This window comes from Lentibacter algarum (genome assembly GCF_040580765.1).
GTDB lineage: Bacteria > Pseudomonadota > Alphaproteobacteria > Rhodobacterales > Rhodobacteraceae > Lentibacter > Lentibacter algarum.
This window is the reverse complement of record NZ_CP158687.1, coordinates 903,152-918,886: the sequence shown is the minus strand read 5'-3', so window position 1 is coordinate 918,886 and position 15,735 is coordinate 903,152. Positions and strand designations below refer to the sequence as shown.

The window sequence follows — 15,735 nt, the reverse complement described above, 5'->3', positions numbered from 1 at the left end:
GGGGTCTGAGTCGCCCGCGACTATATCTTGTGAACTCTAAGCATTGAAGCACTATAAAGAGCGTCAAAATGCAACGGGTCACAATTCATCAACCCTCCCCCCCTCAGCTTGATTGACAACCAAGCCTCAAAGGGCGAATTTGCCAGCAGTGGTTTACGAGGGTCTGTTTTCATGAATCGTTTTGTCTCGGGTTTGGCCGTACTTTGCCTTCTTGGCGCCTGCAGCGGCGACGGGACAAACCCGTTTCAAGAGCCCGTGGTCGAAGACGACAACCCGAGCACAACCAACAGTAAATTTTTATTCAATCTTGAAGATAAACTCACGATGAATGACGTGCGCTATGACGCCGACGACAACGTGATTTTGATCAACAACCTCCCCTTTGACGGCCCCTCACAACGCTACTTGAGCGACCGGACCCAAGGTGGCGTCGAACTCTACAAATCGATTCAAACCGCCACCACAGGCCAGATCCAGCATTTTGCCGTTTTCATGCAAAACGACGATATGCAGGTCGCCGCTGCAGCAGGCGTAGACTGGATCGACTACGGTTATGCGGGTGCAAACGTCAAACGCAACACCTACAGGCTTCCTGGAGGTGTCGGAGAATACGTATACCTCGGGAGTTATGGTGGCGTGCGCAACCGTGGCGACAGATCAGGAACTCACATCGTTACTGGCGATGTACGCCTGCTGCTCGATATTTTTGACTTTGATGAAAACGGCGATGGCGAGGGCGATGGAATCCTTGAAGGCGCAATCGCAGGCACAATCAGAAATAGGATTCGCACTGACGCCGAGACAGGTGCCGTCATCACTCGAAACCTACCCACTGTCTCGCTGACGGTGGTTCAATACGACCCCGAAACGCTATCTTTTGAGGGCGGTATCGCTGTGACAAACGGCTCAAACGGTGTCTGGGAAGGCTTCATCGGTGGCGCTGATGGGGGCTCGATCGGAGCCTATATCAATCTCGAGGGCACAGCCGAAATCCAAACTGTCCGCTATGAGTCCATTACATGGACCGACGCGGCATCTGGAACCTCTGGTGAAGTCTTGGGGTACGGCTCCACAAGCGCAAACGACTTTGACACAATCTTTGCCTTGGTCGATGCTGGCGTCGAGGTTCCTCTGCTTTTGGCAGACACTTCAGGCATCCCAGCAACCGCGACCAGAACAGTGACAATCGAAGAAATTCTCTTTGAAAGCGACGCGGACGCCCGCGAAACTGGCGTTCTGCTGACAGACCAAGTTCCAACCCCTTAGGGCCATGCCTGTGTTAACTTACATCAGAAACGGCGCCGCCATCTTGGCTTTGGTGTTGGCAGCTGTGCCTGTGCAATTGTCAGCGCAAGACAGCCCACAGCGCCTCAGCCCGTCAGAGGCGCGCAGCTTTGCGCTTGGATTGTTACAGCAAGGAGAGACACAGGCCGCCCGCGCGCTTGCTCTTGGCCTCTTGCGCAAAGACAGCCGCGACTACATCGCCCTCATGGTCCTCGCCGAAGCCGAGCGCAGCCTTGGCCGCCCCACGCAAGCCAAGTTTGCCGCCCGCCGCGCATGGCGCTCCACAGAAGTTGAAAAAGAGCGCTTCGCCGCAGCCTTCATGATGTCAGGTATTCTGAAAGCCGAAGAGAAATACAGCCAAGCCCAGCTTTGGCTGCGCCGCGCTGGCACGGCCACAGATGAGCCCCGCTATGAAGCCGCCGCCCGCAAAGAGTACCGGCGCGTTCAAGCCGCCAATCCGTGGAGCCTCAGCTTCAATTTCTCCCTCGCCCCCACATCCAATGTCAACGGTGGCCCCAACGACAACACCTACACCATAGGTGATCTGGTCTTTGTCGATCCAACAGCCGTGCCACTTTCAGGTGTCGAAGTTGGAACCATGCTCAACATCACCCACCGCCTCAAGCCCGCCGAATGGGGCCGCGTCAGCTTCGGCCTGCGCTACGACGAGCGCCGCTATATGCTCTCCTCCGCCGCAAAGCGCGCCGTGCCCACAGCCAGCGGCAGTGACTACGCCTTCACCGCACTTGACGTTCACATGCGCATCGACTTCGCCTCAAAAAAGGAACGTGCCCGCACAACCGCAGAAATAGGGCTCAGCCAAGCATGGCAAGCAGGCGAGCGTATCGCCACAGGCCAAAGACTGCGCCTGTCACGCGGCTTTGCCAGCGAGCGCCTCACCTTCGCAAGCTACGGGATCTCCCTTCAAGACCAGACCCGCCATGACAGCGCTCTGCGCTCCAACACCACCTATACGGTTGACGGTTTTGCGCTCCACCAGCTGTCCAATGACAGTATGCTTCGCTATGGTGCCGCTCTGTCCAAGGTCGACAGCGCTTCCTCCGATATGGCCCACACGGCGGCCACACTCTCGCTGGCCTATCTCCCCGCAGCGCCTCTGCTCGGCGCACAGGCGAGTTTCTCTGGCGCACTCCAGCTTCGCGAATACGACCGCCTGCGCTACGGCAGCACATTGCGCCGCGATCAAAAGCTCTCGTTGACCGCAAACTTTGTCTTTGAACAAATTGATTACATGGGATTTTCTCCCTCACTCACGCTCAACGCAACACGCAACACGCAATATCTCCAACAAAACGCTGTTTGACACCCAAGAACTGGGCCTCAGTCTCGGGATAAAATCAACGTTCTAGCCGCGCCAAAAGTCTCGCCTTGAGGCCTGCGCAGACTGCGTTAAACTGCCTCCAATCAAAGGAGACGCGAAATGCAGGTCACATATCTACACACCATGGTCCGCGTGAAGGATCTTGACGCTTCTATCCGCTTTTACGAGCTGATCGGCCTTGAGAAAACCCGCCACTATGACAGCGAAGCAGGCCGCTTCTCGCTGATCTTCATGGCCCCTCCCGGCCAGCACGAATGCCCCGTGGAGCTCACTTACAACTGGGATGGCGATGACGCTCTGCCAGATGACAGCCGCCACTTTGGCCACCTCGCCTATGAAGTCGAAAATATCTACGACATGTGCCAGCACTTGCAGGACAATGGCATCACAATCAACCGCCCCCCCCGCGACGGGCGCATGGCCTTTGTGCGCTCGCCCGACAATGTCAGCATTGAGTTCTTGCAAAAAGGTGAGCCGCTCGCCCCCGCCGAGCCTTGGGCCAGCATGGACAACACAGGCAAATGGTAACAGCCAAATGGTAAGGGGCCACATCGCATGATCAAATCTCTGGCAGCCCTCGCCCTGAGCCTCGCGCCCCTTATCGCCGAGGCCCAAACCGAGGGCTGCCGCCTTGCTTTAGTTCTTGCAATTGATGTCTCCTCGTCCGTCGATCAAGGCGAATATGCGCTGCAAAGCGGTGGCCTTGCCTCCGCACTTATATCGCCTGATGTTGTGCGCGCCTTTCTCGCCTCGCCCCGCCCTGTCGCCCTCGCGGTCTTTGAATGGTCAGGCCGCTACAATCAGGTCATGGTGCAAGACTGGGTGATGATCCGCTCCCGCGCACACCTTCTTTATGTCGCTGAAAAAGTCGCTCGCTTTGAGCGCAGCTATGACGAATTTCCGACAGCCATGGGCTATGCCTTAGGTCACGCCGCAGGCCTCCTTGAGCGCGCACCCGCCTGTGACGCCAAAACAATCGATATTTCAGGCGATGGCGTCACAAACGAAGGCTTCCAACCAAGCGATGCCTACAACGCTTTCAATTTTGATGGCGTCACAGTCAACGGGCTCGTGATCAACGGCGCCGACCACGAAGGCGAAACCGACCTCGTCCCCTACTACCAAAAAGAAGTGCTCCACGGCGCAGGCGCTTTCTTGCAAGTCGCCCAAGGTTTTCGCGACTTTGAGCGCGCCATGGCCCGCAAGCTCGAGCGCGAAGTCGCCCCCGGACTGATCGGCACAGCAACGCCCCTCAGCCGACGCGGCGGATGATGCGCCTTTTCCCCGCCGCCTGTCTCCTTGCGGGGAGCTTTTTGCCCGTTTCCGCCGCTGCGCAATGTCGTCTCGCTCTGGCCTTGGCACTTGATGTTTCAGGCTCAGTGGACGCGACAGAATATGCCCTTCAACAGCAAGCCCTCGCCGCGGCCCTTATGCGCCCAGAGGTGCAAGACATGTTCTTTGCTCTGCCCCAAGCGCCCGTTCGCCTCATGGCCTATGAGTGGTCTGGCCCCTCTCATCAGCGCATCCTTGCGCCTTGGCGCGAAATCAGCACGCAGAATGATCTGCTGAATTTCACAGGTGAGCTGACAGACAAACTCCGCAGACCCGCACCGCCTTCAACAGCGCTCGGAACTGCGATGGCCTTCGGCCTTGCCGCCCTCGCCCAGCAGACTGACTGCCAAGCCACAACGCTCGACATCTCAGGCGATGGCAAAGCCAACACAGGCCCGCTCCCGCAAAACATCAAGCCATTGGCCCTCGCTCAAAACACGACCGTCAATGCGCTGGTGATCGGCGCCGACAACCCCGCCTCCGGCGACATCCGATATTTCGAAATCGGTGAGCTCATCAGTTACTTTAAAGCCAATGTGATCTCAGGATCAGGCGCTTTTGCAGAAGCCGCCCTTGGCTTTTCAGACTATGAAGAGGCCATGACACGCAAGCTTATGCGCGAGCTCTCGCCTGGCTTCTTCTCGAAAAACCAGGTCCCGACTTCTCCCAAGGAAAAGGGCGCGCCGTCTTCTGCGCGCCCTGCCCGTATCGCTCTACCTCTTATCCCCGGCTCTGCTCAGCCTTAATAAATGTAGCGGATCTGGTCTGCCCAATAGCGCTCCATACGCTTAAGGGCGCTCGTAATGTCTTCCAGCCCCTGATGGCTGAGCACCTGCTTGTTGACCAAGCCATCGGCATGGCGCTGGAACAACTCGGCCACCACTTTATGAATTCTGCGTCCCTCGGGCGTCAGCTTGACACGCACAGAGCGGCGGTCAATCTCGCATCGCTGATGGTGCATATAGCCCATTTCAACAAGCTTCTTGAGATTATAGCTGACATTGGAGCCCTGATAGTAACCACGGGTCTTCAATTCCCCTGCCGTCACCTCGTTGTCACCAATATTGAAAAGCAAGAGTGCCTGCACAGCGTTGATCTCCAACACTCCAACCCGCTCGAACTCGTCCTTGATTACGTCCAGCAGGAGCCTGTGCAAACGCTCTACAAGTGCGAGCGCCTCCAGGTATCCTGACATGAAACTGGCTTCAGGCCCGTTTCCCATTTGCATTTGAAAGCTCATTCTTTTGTCTCCGTCGAAACTGCTCAACGGAGAACCTGAGCTAAAAAGCCGAAAAATAAGTTAAACCCATCGGGTATTTGATAAAATGCAATCTAGATGGCGTTTCCGCGCGCCCTATCAGCGCGCAGAAACATGCTCGGCAATCTCTTCGATAAGACCCGCAAGGCCTTGCGGGGCTGGCGTTTGCCCGCTTACCCACTGATACAAATCCTGATCATTCTCTTCGAGAAGATTTTCGTACAAATCGAGCGCCTCAGGGTTCATTTCGGCAAGCCGTGCCTCCGAAAAGCGCATCAAAATCAGATCCATCTCCTTAATGCCGCGCCGCATGGACCGCATTTTGAGGCGTTTCAGGCGGTGTTCGTGCGATTCTTCTGTCATATTCAGTCCACCCAGCTACGAAGTTTCTTTTCCAGCGCCCCAAGACGGTTCGCTGTTCGCAAAGCACGGCTTTTAAGATCAACAATCTCAGCCAGTATCTCGTTCATATCTTTGTCTTCGCGTGTCTCGCTCATGACAGGCTCGACGCCCTCGCCAGTTCCGTCAAGAAGCCACATCATCGAGACATTCACCATGCCTGCCAACATGCTCAAACGGTTGGCACGTGGCTCTGCCATGTCGTTTTCCCAGTTCTGGAGTGTCACGAGTTTCACACCAAGGCGCTTGGCCAGCTGTTTCTGGGTCATCCCCGCCGCCTCACGGGCGCCCGCAACGCGGTCCCCAAAGGTAGATGTTTCGGGGTCAAACCAGTCTTTTGTCATCTCGTCAGACATATCTCTCCTAATCCGCCGATCTTCCTTGATCCGCTTCACTCTGCAACCTAAGACTTCTGCAACCCAATGCAAACTAGGTTTATGCCCATGTCCTTCCTGTCCAAGACCCTTTCCCGCGTCAAACCGTCACCCACCATCGCAATCAGCACAAAAGCGGGCGAACTGAAGGCCGCTGGGCAAGACGTGATCAGCCTCTCTGCAGGCGAGCCTGACTTTGACACTCCAGATCATATCAAAGCCGCCGCCATCGCCGCGATCAATGCAGGCAAGACCAAATACACCGCCCCTGACGGCATCCCCGAGCTGAAGCAGGCAGTCTGCGACAAGCTCGCGCGTGACAACGGCCTCTCGTACACGCCTGCTCAGGTCTCGATCGGCACAGGTGGCAAGCAAATCCTTTACAATGCGCTCATGGCAACCCTGAACGAAGGTGACGAAGTCCTGATCCCCGCGCCCTATTGGGTCAGCTACCCAGATATGGTCCTGCTGGCAGGCGGCACACCCGTGATTGCCCCCGCCAAAGCCGAAAACGCATATAAGCTCATGCCCGAAGAGCTTGAGGCCGCGATCACCCCCAAGACCAAGTGGTTTATCTTCAACTCCCCCTCAAACCCCACAGGCGCGGGCTATACATGGGACGAGCTAAAGGCCCTTACGGATGTGCTCCTGCGTCACCCCCATGTCTGGATCATGTCCGACGATATGTATGAGTTCCTCGCTTTTGACGGCTTCAAATTCTGCACCCCTGCACAAGTCGAACCCAAGCTTTATGATCGCACGCTCACCTGCAACGGCGTTTCAAAAGCCTATGCCATGACCGGCTGGCGCATCGGCTACGCCGCAGGCCCCGTCGAGCTGATCGGCGCCATGCGCAAAATCCAGTCCCAATCCACTTCAAATCCGAACTCAATCGCGCAATGGGCCGCCCTTGAAGCGCTCAACGGCAGCCATGACTTCATTGCCGAGAACAACGCAGTCTTCACCCGCCGTCGCAATCTTGTGGTCGATATGCTGAACGCCTGCGAAGGCATCACCTGCCCCAAGCCCGAAGGCGCATTTTACGTTTACCCGTCGATTGCAGGGCTCATCGGCAAGACATCTGCCCAAGGAACCCTGATTGATACGGACGAAGCCTTCGCAACAGCGCTTCTCTCCGAAACTGGTGTCGCCGTGGTCTTCGGCGCAGCCTTCGGCCTCAGCCCCGCATTCCGCATCAGCTATGCCACATCAGACGAAGCATTGGTTGACGCCTGCACCCGTATTCAGGCATTCTGTGCGTCACTGACCTAAAGAAATCTGGGGAAAATACATGGTCGCCGAACTGCCACCATATTACTTCCGTGTTCGTGACAACGGCGCTTTCGTCTTTCGGGTCGATACCGAAAACCGTCAGCGCCGTATCGAAATGGACCAGATCGCTGTGGTCAACATTCGCAATGGTGAAATCAAGCCCCACGGCGGGCGCGAACTCACCCCAGAAGACTTGGCCGCCATCAAACAGTGGATGGAAGAGCGCAATCGCCTTCTCGCCTACCGCGACATCGATGATATTCACCGCGCGGTGGACTATCTCAACACCACGACCCAATGGGCGCAGTCCAAAGCAACTGATGAGCAGCTCGAAGCCGTCACAGACGCGCTTCTTCTCGCAATGCACGACTTACGCACAACCCTTGTGCGCAAAAAGTCCGAGCGCCTCCTGCAAGACTAACGCAACGCGCTCGCTCACTTCACGGTTAGCCCGCTCATTTTTGCGACAATCGTGCTGTCTGTGTCGTCGCTGTCCGCCGACACAGCAAAGCCGACAAGGGCTTCAGGCGCACCGCCAAAGGCCCGCTTGTAGTCGGCGGCAAAGTCGACGTTCTCATTATGCGCCCCCGTCCCTGCCCCACGCAAAACAACTGTCTTCCCGCGCGCCCCCAGATAGGGGCTGGCCAAAGATGCGCCGCGCTTGTGTGATCCACCCCAAACATAGACCAAAACGCGTACCTGATCATTGCTCAGAAGCTTGGCCACTGACGCCCCCTTCAGCCGCGTCGCTTCAGCCCGCGGCATGAACACCGCATATAGCGCGATATTGCGGTCGTCCCCGCCCTTGTTGCGTAGGTCTGTCGCAGGCACAGAGCGCTCAACGGCCCATGACCACGCGGCAGAAGTGCTTCCCCATTGCGCCTCTGGCAAGGGCTTATAGATCAGCGAAACAGACCCTTCAGAGCCGATGCTCAGACTGCGCCCGCCATAGCCATAGTCATTCTTGGAAAACAGCGAGAACTTCTGGTGCTTCCACCCTGCATCAAAGCTCACCGCCTCAGCAGAGGCCGTCACCGGCAAGGCCAGAACAAAAGAAAAAATAAGGCAACATTTTAAGGTCTGGCGCATTTCAGGCTCCTATTGGCTTCACAAACGAGCCTATGCCGCAGACGCACGAAAGCAAATCAAGCTTGCTCCGCTGGCCTCACAGTTGAGTGATCCAGCTTTGGCCGCCAGCGTAAAAACCGCCAGATCAAAAGCACAGCCGCAACGGCCAGCCCGACCGCCAGCCCAAGCCATATCCCGACACCGCCCAGCCCGAAGCTAACCCCCAAGAGATAGGAGACAGGGACACCAATAACCCAATATGCGATCCCTGCAATCACCATGGGCACGCGCGTATCCTGAACCCCACGCAACACCCCAAGCGCCATGACCTGCGCCGCATCCACAAGCTGAAACAGCGCGGCCGCCGCCATAAGCCCGACGCCAATCGCCATCACCGCCGGCGCATCAGGGTCGCTCGGGTCCAAAAAAGCGCTCAAAAGCAGCTCAGGCATCACAAGGAAAACAACAACAGCAAGGCTCGCAACAATCATCGACATCCCAAAGACAGTATAAGCTCCGTGCCGCAGCGCTCTGATCTCCCCGCGCCCATAGGCCCGCCCCGCGCGCACGGTGGCCGCATTGCTCAGTCCCAGATGCACCATAAACGCGAGAGAAATCACCTGCATCGCAATCCCGTGTGCCGCAAGCTGCAGTGTCCCGATCCAGCCCATCATCACAGAACTCGCCGCAAACAGTCCGACCTCGGCCAGAGCGGTAATCCCGATCGGCCAACCAAGCTTGAAGACCTCACCAAACGCTTCCCAATCGGCGCGCCAAAAGCGCACAAAAAGCTGGTGCTCAGGCGTTGCCCATTGCGCATAAGCCATGATCAGCACCAACGACAGCCCCTGCACCACAAGCGAAGCCCAAGCCGCACCAACAATGCCAAGTTCAGGCGCGCCCCAATTTCCAAAAATCAGCATGTAATTCACCAGCGCATTGGCAAAAACCGCCGCCACCGTGATCCAGAGCACAGCCTGCGTCTTTTCCAACGCCGCGAGAAAGCTCTTAAGCGTCATCACCATAAGCGCCGGAAATATTCCCCAGCCTGCAATCGCCAGATAATCCGCTCCCATCGCCGCAAGCTCGGGCGCTTGGCCCAAGGCCAGCAACACAGGCTCAGCAAACAAAAAGAACGGCATCACAGCGACACCAAACATGATCGAGGCCCAAAGCCCCATCCGCGTGACCCGCCGCGCCTGACGCTCATCGCCCGCGCCTTCTGCTGTGGCAACCTTTGGCATCACCGCCCAGGCAAAGCCCGATCCAAAGATGAAAAAGACAAAGAACATCGTCCCCGCCAAGACCTGAGCTGCCAAAGCGTCGACATCATACCAGCCCAGCATCAGAGTATCGATCAGCGTGATCATCATCTGCGCCACATGACTGCCAACAAGCGGCAGCCCAAGCACGAGATAAGCTTTGATGTGGTCACGCGTTGTCTGGGTCATAAACAAGACCTACGCGGCACAGGAAGGCGGGGCAAGACTTGTCACATCAACACAGCGCGCGCTGCGTTACCTAATTTTGCGTTAACAAACACCCGTTTCGAGCAGTGCACGCTTTGTGCACGGGGTGTGTACGCTTTTCACCCCCCTAGAATCAGCGTGGTACAGGCCCGTTAAGACATCAAAACGCTGCCTTCACCGCGCCTTAAGCTTGGTCTGCCCGTGATGTTTAAGATTGTGTCTATACCGCCTTTGCGCTTTAGAGGGTGACGCTGCGCAACCCAGAGGCCCACCCCCATATGTCACACACTCCAAACCCGCTAGAGCCTCTCCCCTTAAGGCTTGCGAAACGCATATTGCTCGTGGTTTTAGGCCCTGTCTATTTCCTCTACATCGGCTTTGTGCCGCTCCTCTGCGCGCGCCGAAAAGGCTTTCGCGGCTGGTATTGGCGCACCGTCAAACGCGCCTGCTCATGCCTGCTAACGCTGCTCAGCATCCGTGTGGAAATCTCGCCAAAAGATCAAGAAACACTGGCCCATGACACAGACAGCCTGATTGTCATCAACCACCGAAGCCACCTTGACGGCTTCACACTTATGGACGCCATTCCTGATAGCAAATGGTTCACCTTTGCGGCCAAAAAGGAGCTCTGCGACGCGGCGTTGCTCAGCACAGGTTTCAAAGGCGCAGGGCTTGTTGAGATCGACCGCCAGAGCGGCAAGGTCGCCATGGAAACTCTGGCATCCGCGGTTGAAACCATGCCAGCGCGCCGCTCTGTTGTGCTCTTTCCAGAGGGCACACGCGTCACATCTGCATCCCTCGGCCCCTTCAAAGCAGGCGCCATCGTCGTCGCCCGCGCCACAGGCCGCAGCATCCGCCCGATCGTAATTATTGGCTCCGACACCCTCCTGCCACGCGGCAAGTTTCTGCCCCATAGCGGCTTGATAACACTCAAGGTTTTGCCACCGTTTTACTGCGATTCCTCGGTCTCGGTCGAAGCCGATCTCGCACGCCTTCACGCCGCAATGTCAGACGTCTTTGAGAGCGGCGCTTAAGGCTCGCGAAAGGCTTCGCGTGATTTGTAGAGCGGCTTGAGCAAATAAGTCAGAACCGTCTTCGCCCCCGTGTGCAGCTCCACATTGGCCTGCATTCCGGGGCGGATTTCGATGCGGCTCTGGCGCGCGTTGAGCTGGCTCATATCGACTTTCACAGTCACTTTATAATGCGCCGAAGCATCAGGATCGCGCGCATTTTCGTCCTTGAACGTATCAGCCGAAATCACATCCACCTCGCCTTTGAGCGAGCCATAAATCGTGTAATCATAAGCTGATAGCTTTACAGTCGCCTCCTGCCCACGGCGGATATTGGCGATATTTTTGGGCTGCACCCGCGCCTCGACAAAAAGCTCTTCATCCAGTGGGATGATCTGCAATATCTCTTCACCAGGGCGCACCACCCCGCCAATTGTCGTCACTGCCAGCCCGTTAACGATCCCGCGCAACGGCGCGCGCAGAGTGGTGCGGCTGAGCTGGTCCTGTCCCGACTTCAAACCCTGTTTCAGCGTCGCGATTTCCTTGAGTGTGTCAGAGTATTCTTCAGCCCGCTCAAGCCCTGTCTTGGTGACAATCTCGTCATGGCGGATCTTGGCGTCGGCATAAGCCTTGCGCGCCCGCGTCACTTCGATCAACGCCACAATCTTCTTCTTGAGAAGATCTTCCATCAGCTGCTTTTCCTGCTCCGCCTGCGCAAGGACTTGGCGCGCGCCCTCACGCGCTGTCGCATACTCGGTCTGGCGCGCCACCAAGAGGGCACGCTCAGAGGCAACAATCTCTGGGCTGCGCACCTGCAAAGCTTCAGGCACACCAAACTCATGGCGCCCCTCCAGCTCGGCCTCCAGCCGCAGACGGCGAATATCAAGCGCAATGATCTGGTCTTGCAAATCATCAACCGAAGATTGGAACTGCGTGCCTCTGAGGCGTGCAAGCACATCGCCCTCAGCCACAACCTGCCCTTCCTTCACGAGAAGCTCGGCCAAAATACCGCCCTCAAGGTTCTGGATGATCTGCGGTCGAGAGGATGAAATCATTTCCCCGTCGGCGCGCACGATCTCGTCAACCCATGCAAAAGCAGCCCACAAAATAAAGATAAATACAGTCGCAGCACAGAGCCAGATGGTCAGGCTCGGCCCACGCATCTTAACGCTGAGTTGCCCTGCAAGATTGGTTGATGTCGCTGCATTCATGCTGCCCCGCCTCCTGCACCCTTATTGAGATGCGCCAAAACCTGATCGCGCGGCCCATCCACAGCCATACGACCGTTTTGCAAAATCAATGTGCGCGTGGTCAGCTGCAAAATTGGAACACGATGCGTCGCAATCACTGCCGTGCGCCCCTTGAGCCAAGTCTGCAAGCGGTCCACAAGAACCTTTTCAAGCGTCTGATCCAGTGCCGCCGTTGGCTCGTCCAGCAAGCAAATCTTGGGGTTCTGCAGCCAGAGCCGCGCCCAGCCGATCGACTGGCGCTGACCAATAGACAGCCCCGAACCTCCATCACGAATATCCAGATCAAGCCCCTTGGTATGGTTCTTCACAAACGGCCCAAGCCCCGCAAAATCGAGCGCCTCAAGCAAGCGGGCATCATCCCTCTCCAACATGTTGAGATTGAGATTGTCCCTGAGCGTCCCTGCAAAAAGCTTCACCTCTTGGCCGAGATACCCAACCATACGCCGCAAGTCGCGGGGATCGATCTGACCCATTTCCATACCATCAAGCAAAACACGGCCCTGCGTCGGGGCATATAACCCCGCCAATACCTTCAGGAGCGTCGATTTTCCCGAACCATTGGAGCCAAGCACAGCCACAGCCTCACCAGCCTTCAGCTGCAGGGCAGCCACATCGAGCTGCGGCTTGCCGCCTTCATCATACTGAAAGCGCATCTCATGCATATCATACGTCCCCGCGAGGCTCTCACGGCGCAAATAACTGCGCCCCTCAGCGCGATCTTGTGGCGCATCAGCAATAGCATCGAGTCCATCGAGCGCAGCCTTAACATTGCCCCAACGGGCCATCGTTCCTGAAAGTTGGGTCAAAGGCCCAAGCGTACGGCCCGTTAACAACCCTACAGCAATAATAGAACCAACGGTAAAATCACCCGCAAAAACAAGGTAAGTCCCCATAATCACAGCACAAACATAAGTCGCTTGCTGGACACCCTGAGACCAGAACGTCAGCGCTGAAGCAAGCTTTCGTTGCTCGCTTGACTTGAGCGCGGACAAGGCTGTCAGCTCTTCCCAAAGGCGGCGGATACGGTCTTCTGACCGCTGTGTTTTGACAGTATCAAGCTCGAATATCGTCTCATGCAACATCCGGCTTGCCTTGGCGCTCGCCCCTTGCGTCTCTTTGGTCAGCCGGATCATCTTTTTCTGGAGGAAAAAACCAGGAAGAACCATCAGAACACCGCCAAGGACGAGCACCCAGACGACGTTTCCTGCGATGGAGGCCACCAGCAGGAGAAAAACAAAAATAAACGGGATATCCGCCAGCGCCCCAGCAGTAGAGGCGGTAAAAAACTCTCGTACAGAGCCAAACTCGCGCATCGAGCTGAAAAGCTGGCTTGGCTCTTGCCCCGCCCGTTCGCTGCGCATGCCAAGGATGCGATCCATCAACAGCTTCTGCACCCCAAGTTCAATCTGCCGCCCCGCCCCGTCCATCAGGCGCGCACGTGAAATCTTGAGGAGAGCTTCCATAATAATGGCAAGACCCGCCCCAGCAGCCAGCACCCAAAGGGTCGCCTCGCTCTGATGCGGGATCACGCGGTCATAGACCTGGAGACTAAAAAGCGCCACAGCCACAGCCAGCAGGTTGACGACGAGCGATCCCAGCACCACCTCGCCAAAAGCGCGGCGAAAACGGCCGAACTGCCCCCAGAACCAATGTGGCACACGCGTTTCGGGGGTATGCGCGCGGCTGATCTGCTTAAGCTCGGCCTCAGCCTTGACAACAAGCCCTGTGAAATAGGGTTCAAACTCTCCCAAAGGCACAAGCGCGCGATTGTCAGGGCAGGTCTTGTCATAGATCACGAGCGCTGAGTCTTCCTCGCCCATGACAAGTAAAAACTGGCCGCTCGTCATCACAGCAAGCGCAGGCCAGTCCGCATTGATCGCGTGATTAACGGTTTCGACAGAGGTGTTCAGCCCCTGCGTTTGCAAGGCTTCAGCCAAAATACTCGGCTGCGCAGCATCCGCTTCGCTTGCGCGGTGCTCCATACCTTCAAGCAAATCACGCGCGACACAAGGCACACCCAAAATTCCAGCGTAGGTCGCCGCAAGTTCTGCCCGCGCCTTGAGCCGCTCGCCTTTCGGGGCCGCTGCCACAGGCGCAACAGAAGGCACTGCATTCGCTGGCCGCGCCATCACTTGCATGGGTTTAATCTGGCCGATAACAGGCGTCTTGCCGCGCTCAGCGGCCCGTTCGGTGGCAACACGCACCGCGTGCCCCTCGTCATCCACCACCCGCCGCTCGATCCGAGGCTTAGCCTTCTGCTCTATGGCAGGCTCCCGCTCAGGCACCGCCTTTGACATAGCAGCAGGCGCCGTCTGATTGGCGACAGATTTTAGCTTGGCCTTCCCGCCAGCCTTGATTGTCAGCGAAAGCGGCTTCTTCTGGGTCAAATGTCGTCCCCATCCGCTAAGAGACCAAGGTCCTTGGCCATATCAAGCCGCGCGCGCACAAGATCGTATTTGACGGCAATCTCGCTCTCCGCCTGCGCGGCATAAGTTTCATACACCCCAACCACATCCATCACCTGTCTCTGGCCCGCGTCATACTGGCTCTGAAACAAATCAAGATTGGCCTTCGCTCCGCCCGTCAAAGCACGCGCTTCAGCAAGCTGCCGGTCGAGTGCAGCTGTTTCGGCCTCTTGTTTGGCAAGGCGACGGCTGGCTTCCTCCTGTGACTGCGCAACACGGCGGCCCGCGGCCTCTTCCGTCGCTGTGATCGCTTCAAGATTGGCGCCCATACCGATCCCGATTGGGTTGGTTGGCGCAACGCTTCCAGTCAGACCTCCCCCGTTTGAAGACACAGAAGCCGAAACTGTGGGCAAATAGCCTGCACGGTCAATCTGCGCATTGGCGATCGAACGGCCCTTCTCCGCTTCTGACAACAAGACTTCCAAAGGTTGCGCGCTATAACGGCTCACCTCAAGCTGTGTGATACCCTCGACCTCACCCAGCTTTTTCACAGACATAGCGTTGAGCTCGGCCACAGAGGCCAGAGCAATCTCGGTTTCAGCGTTAAATTGTGCCTGCATCTTTGCAAGCTTGTGACGGATCACGCTAAGGTCAGACATATCTGATACCCCGCCCTTGACCCGCTCGGTCATGATACATTCAAAATGCTTCATATCCTCAAGCGCACCGCCGAGCATAGTTGCCGTCTCGCGCGCTTCTTGCCCACGCAGATAAAGCATCAACGCCGTATGAACGCGCTCGTTTGTATCAATCGACAAGTTCACAGCCGCCACTTCCACATCGGACTTGGCAAACTCGCGCTCGGCCTTCTTGCGCCCGCCCGAGTAAAGCACCGTGTCGAGCACGATACTGGCCACTGCATCACTCAACGATGTGAGGGAAATACTTGGCCCCAATGTGGGCAGCCAGTTCTTTGATTGCGCCTCAGCACGCAGACGGGCCGAGCGCAGTTCGCTCTCTGCCGCGCGTGAATTGGCCGCCAAGACAGGCGTGGCAACGCGTTCAAATGCGCTGCCTCTCGGCAAAACGCTTTGTCGTGCCTGAAGAGAAGAAATCACAAGCGACTCCGCCGCTTCCTTTTCCCGCTTCTGCACAGCCTGCGTATCAAGATCCACCGCTTTAAAGCGGCTCACCTCTGGCAAACCCGACATGCAACCGCTCATCAAGGTAACCATTAAAAATGCACTCGTGGCCCTTAGGCCCAATAGGTTC

The 15,735-nt window shown here is 57.0% G+C and carries 16 protein-coding genes; 8 read left to right on the top strand and 8 right to left on the bottom strand.

Going from position 1 to position 15,735, the window contains the following annotated elements:
* Window positions 1-171 precede the first annotated feature (171 nt).
* The 5 genes from DSM117340_RS04395 to DSM117340_RS04375 all read left to right on the top strand — a co-directional run bounded on the left by DSM117340_RS04395 (window position 172) and on the right by DSM117340_RS04375 (window position 4,704).
* Complete coding sequence (locus tag DSM117340_RS04395) at window positions 172-1,266, top strand: hypothetical protein (RefSeq protein WP_089888180.1); 1,095 nt, start codon at window positions 172-174, stop codon at window positions 1,264-1,266.
* A 4-nt stretch (window positions 1,267-1,270) separates the two neighbouring features.
* Complete coding sequence (locus DSM117340_RS04390; RefSeq protein ID WP_354689878.1) at window positions 1,271-2,608, top strand: hypothetical protein; 1,338 nt, start codon at window positions 1,271-1,273, stop codon at window positions 2,606-2,608.
* Between the two features lie 117 nt (window positions 2,609-2,725).
* Window positions 2,726-3,154, top strand: coding sequence for a VOC family protein (locus DSM117340_RS04385; protein WP_089888176.1), 429 nt, complete (start codon window positions 2,726-2,728; stop codon window positions 3,152-3,154).
* A 27-nt stretch (window positions 3,155-3,181) separates the two neighbouring features.
* A complete protein-coding gene (locus DSM117340_RS04380; protein WP_089888174.1) occupies window positions 3,182-3,898 on the top strand; it encodes a DUF1194 domain-containing protein in 717 nt (238 codons plus the stop codon).
* Window positions 3,895-4,704 carry a DUF1194 domain-containing protein gene (locus DSM117340_RS04375; protein WP_089888173.1) on the top strand — a complete coding sequence of 270 codons (810 nt, stop codon included), beginning with the start codon at window positions 3,895-3,897 and terminating at the stop codon, window positions 4,702-4,704. Before DSM117340_RS04380 ends, DSM117340_RS04375 begins: the two co-directional genes overlap by 4 nt.
* Here DSM117340_RS04375 and DSM117340_RS04370 read toward each other — a convergent pair.
* From DSM117340_RS04370 to DSM117340_RS04360, 3 genes are all read right to left on the bottom strand, one after another.
* Window positions 4,701-5,198 carry a winged helix DNA-binding protein gene (locus DSM117340_RS04370; RefSeq protein ID WP_245724356.1) on the bottom strand — a complete coding sequence of 166 codons (498 nt, stop codon included), beginning with the start codon at window positions 5,196-5,198 and terminating at the stop codon, window positions 4,701-4,703. The genes DSM117340_RS04375 and DSM117340_RS04370 overlap by 4 nt on opposite strands.
* A 117-nt stretch (window positions 5,199-5,315) precedes the next feature.
* Window positions 5,316-5,579, bottom strand: a complete 264-nt coding sequence (locus tag DSM117340_RS04365) for a succinate dehydrogenase assembly factor 2 (RefSeq protein WP_089888169.1) — start codon at window positions 5,577-5,579, stop codon at window positions 5,316-5,318.
* Window positions 5,580-5,581: 2 nt separating this feature from the next.
* Window positions 5,582-5,971: a helix-turn-helix transcriptional regulator gene (locus DSM117340_RS04360; protein WP_089888167.1), complete on the bottom strand. Its 390-nt coding sequence runs from the start codon at window positions 5,969-5,971 to the stop codon at window positions 5,582-5,584.
* 87 nt (window positions 5,972-6,058) lie between these two features.
* Here DSM117340_RS04360 and DSM117340_RS04355 point away from each other — a divergent pair, with 87 nt between their 5' ends.
* Together DSM117340_RS04355 and DSM117340_RS04350 are read left to right on the top strand one after the other, a co-directional pair.
* On the top strand, window positions 6,059-7,261 hold the full coding sequence (locus tag DSM117340_RS04355; RefSeq protein ID WP_089888165.1) for a pyridoxal phosphate-dependent aminotransferase: 1,203 nt from the start codon (window positions 6,059-6,061) through the stop codon (window positions 7,259-7,261).
* Between the two features lie 19 nt (window positions 7,262-7,280).
* On the top strand, window positions 7,281-7,682 hold the full coding sequence (locus DSM117340_RS04350) for a hypothetical protein (RefSeq protein ID WP_089888164.1): 402 nt from the start codon (window positions 7,281-7,283) through the stop codon (window positions 7,680-7,682).
* Window positions 7,683-7,696: 14 nt separating this feature from the next.
* On the opposite strand, the gene DSM117340_RS04345 is transcribed toward DSM117340_RS04350, so the two are convergent.
* Window positions 7,697-8,350: a DUF3047 domain-containing protein gene (locus DSM117340_RS04345; RefSeq protein WP_089888162.1), complete on the bottom strand. Its 654-nt coding sequence runs from the start codon at window positions 8,348-8,350 to the stop codon at window positions 7,697-7,699.
* Window positions 8,351-8,406: 56 nt separating this feature from the next.
* The gene (locus DSM117340_RS04340; protein ID WP_089888160.1) at window positions 8,407-9,780 is read right to left on the bottom strand and encodes an MATE family efflux transporter; all 1,374 of its coding nucleotides are present in this window, start codon (window positions 9,778-9,780) and stop codon (window positions 8,407-8,409) included.
* A 296-nt stretch (window positions 9,781-10,076) separates the two neighbouring features.
* Here DSM117340_RS04340 and DSM117340_RS04335 point away from each other — a divergent pair, with 296 nt between their 5' ends.
* Window positions 10,077-10,832 carry a lysophospholipid acyltransferase family protein gene (locus tag DSM117340_RS04335; RefSeq protein WP_354689877.1) on the top strand — a complete coding sequence of 252 codons (756 nt, stop codon included), beginning with the start codon at window positions 10,077-10,079 and terminating at the stop codon, window positions 10,830-10,832.
* On the opposite strand, the gene DSM117340_RS04330 is transcribed toward DSM117340_RS04335, so the two are convergent.
* The 3 genes from DSM117340_RS04330 to DSM117340_RS04320 form a co-directional block, all read right to left on the bottom strand.
* On the bottom strand, window positions 10,829-12,019 hold the full coding sequence (locus DSM117340_RS04330) for an HlyD family efflux transporter periplasmic adaptor subunit (RefSeq protein ID WP_089888157.1): 1,191 nt from the start codon (window positions 12,017-12,019) through the stop codon (window positions 10,829-10,831). The two genes, DSM117340_RS04335 and DSM117340_RS04330, sit on opposite strands and share 4 nt — an antisense overlap.
* Entirely contained in the window at window positions 12,016-14,187 is a 2,172-nt protein-coding gene (locus DSM117340_RS04325; RefSeq protein WP_245724379.1) for an ATP-binding cassette domain-containing protein, read from the bottom strand. Before DSM117340_RS04325 ends, DSM117340_RS04330 begins: the two co-directional genes overlap by 4 nt.
* A gap of 254 nt (window positions 14,188-14,441) precedes the next feature.
* A complete protein-coding gene (locus tag DSM117340_RS04320; protein ID WP_354689876.1) occupies window positions 14,442-15,674 on the bottom strand; it encodes a TolC family protein in 1,233 nt (410 codons plus the stop codon).
* Window positions 15,675-15,735 lie beyond the last annotated feature (61 nt).

Bases quoted from the DNA above. Each gene is read 5' to 3' on its own strand.
- DSM117340_RS04395 (WP_089888180.1), top strand. From the start codon at position 172: ATGAATCGTTTTGTCTCGGGTTTGGCCGTACTTTGCCTTCTTGGCGCC.
- DSM117340_RS04390 (WP_354689878.1), top strand. From the start codon at position 1,271: ATGCCTGTGTTAACTTACATCAGAAACGGCGCCGCCATCTTGGCTTTG.
- DSM117340_RS04385 (WP_089888176.1), top strand. From the start codon at position 2,726: ATGCAGGTCACATATCTACACACCATGGTCCGCGTGAAGGATCTTGAC.
- DSM117340_RS04380 (WP_089888174.1), top strand. From the start codon at position 3,182: ATGATCAAATCTCTGGCAGCCCTCGCCCTGAGCCTCGCGCCCCTTATC.
- DSM117340_RS04375 (WP_089888173.1), top strand. From the start codon at position 3,895: ATGATGCGCCTTTTCCCCGCCGCCTGTCTCCTTGCGGGGAGCTTTTTG.
- DSM117340_RS04370 (WP_245724356.1), bottom strand. From the start codon at position 5,198: ATGAGCTTTCAAATGCAAATGGGAAACGGGCCTGAAGCCAGTTTCATG.
- DSM117340_RS04365 (WP_089888169.1), bottom strand. From the start codon at position 5,579: ATGACAGAAGAATCGCACGAACACCGCCTGAAACGCCTCAAAATGCGG.
- DSM117340_RS04360 (WP_089888167.1), bottom strand. From the start codon at position 5,971: ATGTCTGACGAGATGACAAAAGACTGGTTTGACCCCGAAACATCTACC.
- DSM117340_RS04355 (WP_089888165.1), top strand. From the start codon at position 6,059: ATGTCCTTCCTGTCCAAGACCCTTTCCCGCGTCAAACCGTCACCCACC.
- DSM117340_RS04350 (WP_089888164.1), top strand. From the start codon at position 7,281: ATGGTCGCCGAACTGCCACCATATTACTTCCGTGTTCGTGACAACGGC.
- DSM117340_RS04345 (WP_089888162.1), bottom strand. From the start codon at position 8,350: ATGCGCCAGACCTTAAAATGTTGCCTTATTTTTTCTTTTGTTCTGGCC.
- DSM117340_RS04340 (WP_089888160.1), bottom strand. From the start codon at position 9,780: ATGACCCAGACAACGCGTGACCACATCAAAGCTTATCTCGTGCTTGGG.
- DSM117340_RS04335 (WP_354689877.1), top strand. From the start codon at position 10,077: ATGTCACACACTCCAAACCCGCTAGAGCCTCTCCCCTTAAGGCTTGCG.
- DSM117340_RS04330 (WP_089888157.1), bottom strand. From the start codon at position 12,019: ATGAATGCAGCGACATCAACCAATCTTGCAGGGCAACTCAGCGTTAAG.
- DSM117340_RS04325 (WP_245724379.1), bottom strand. From the start codon at position 14,187: ATGGCGCGGCCAGCGAATGCAGTGCCTTCTGTTGCGCCTGTGGCAGCG.
- DSM117340_RS04320 (WP_354689876.1), bottom strand. From the start codon at position 15,674: ATGTCGGGTTTGCCAGAGGTGAGCCGCTTTAAAGCGGTGGATCTTGAT.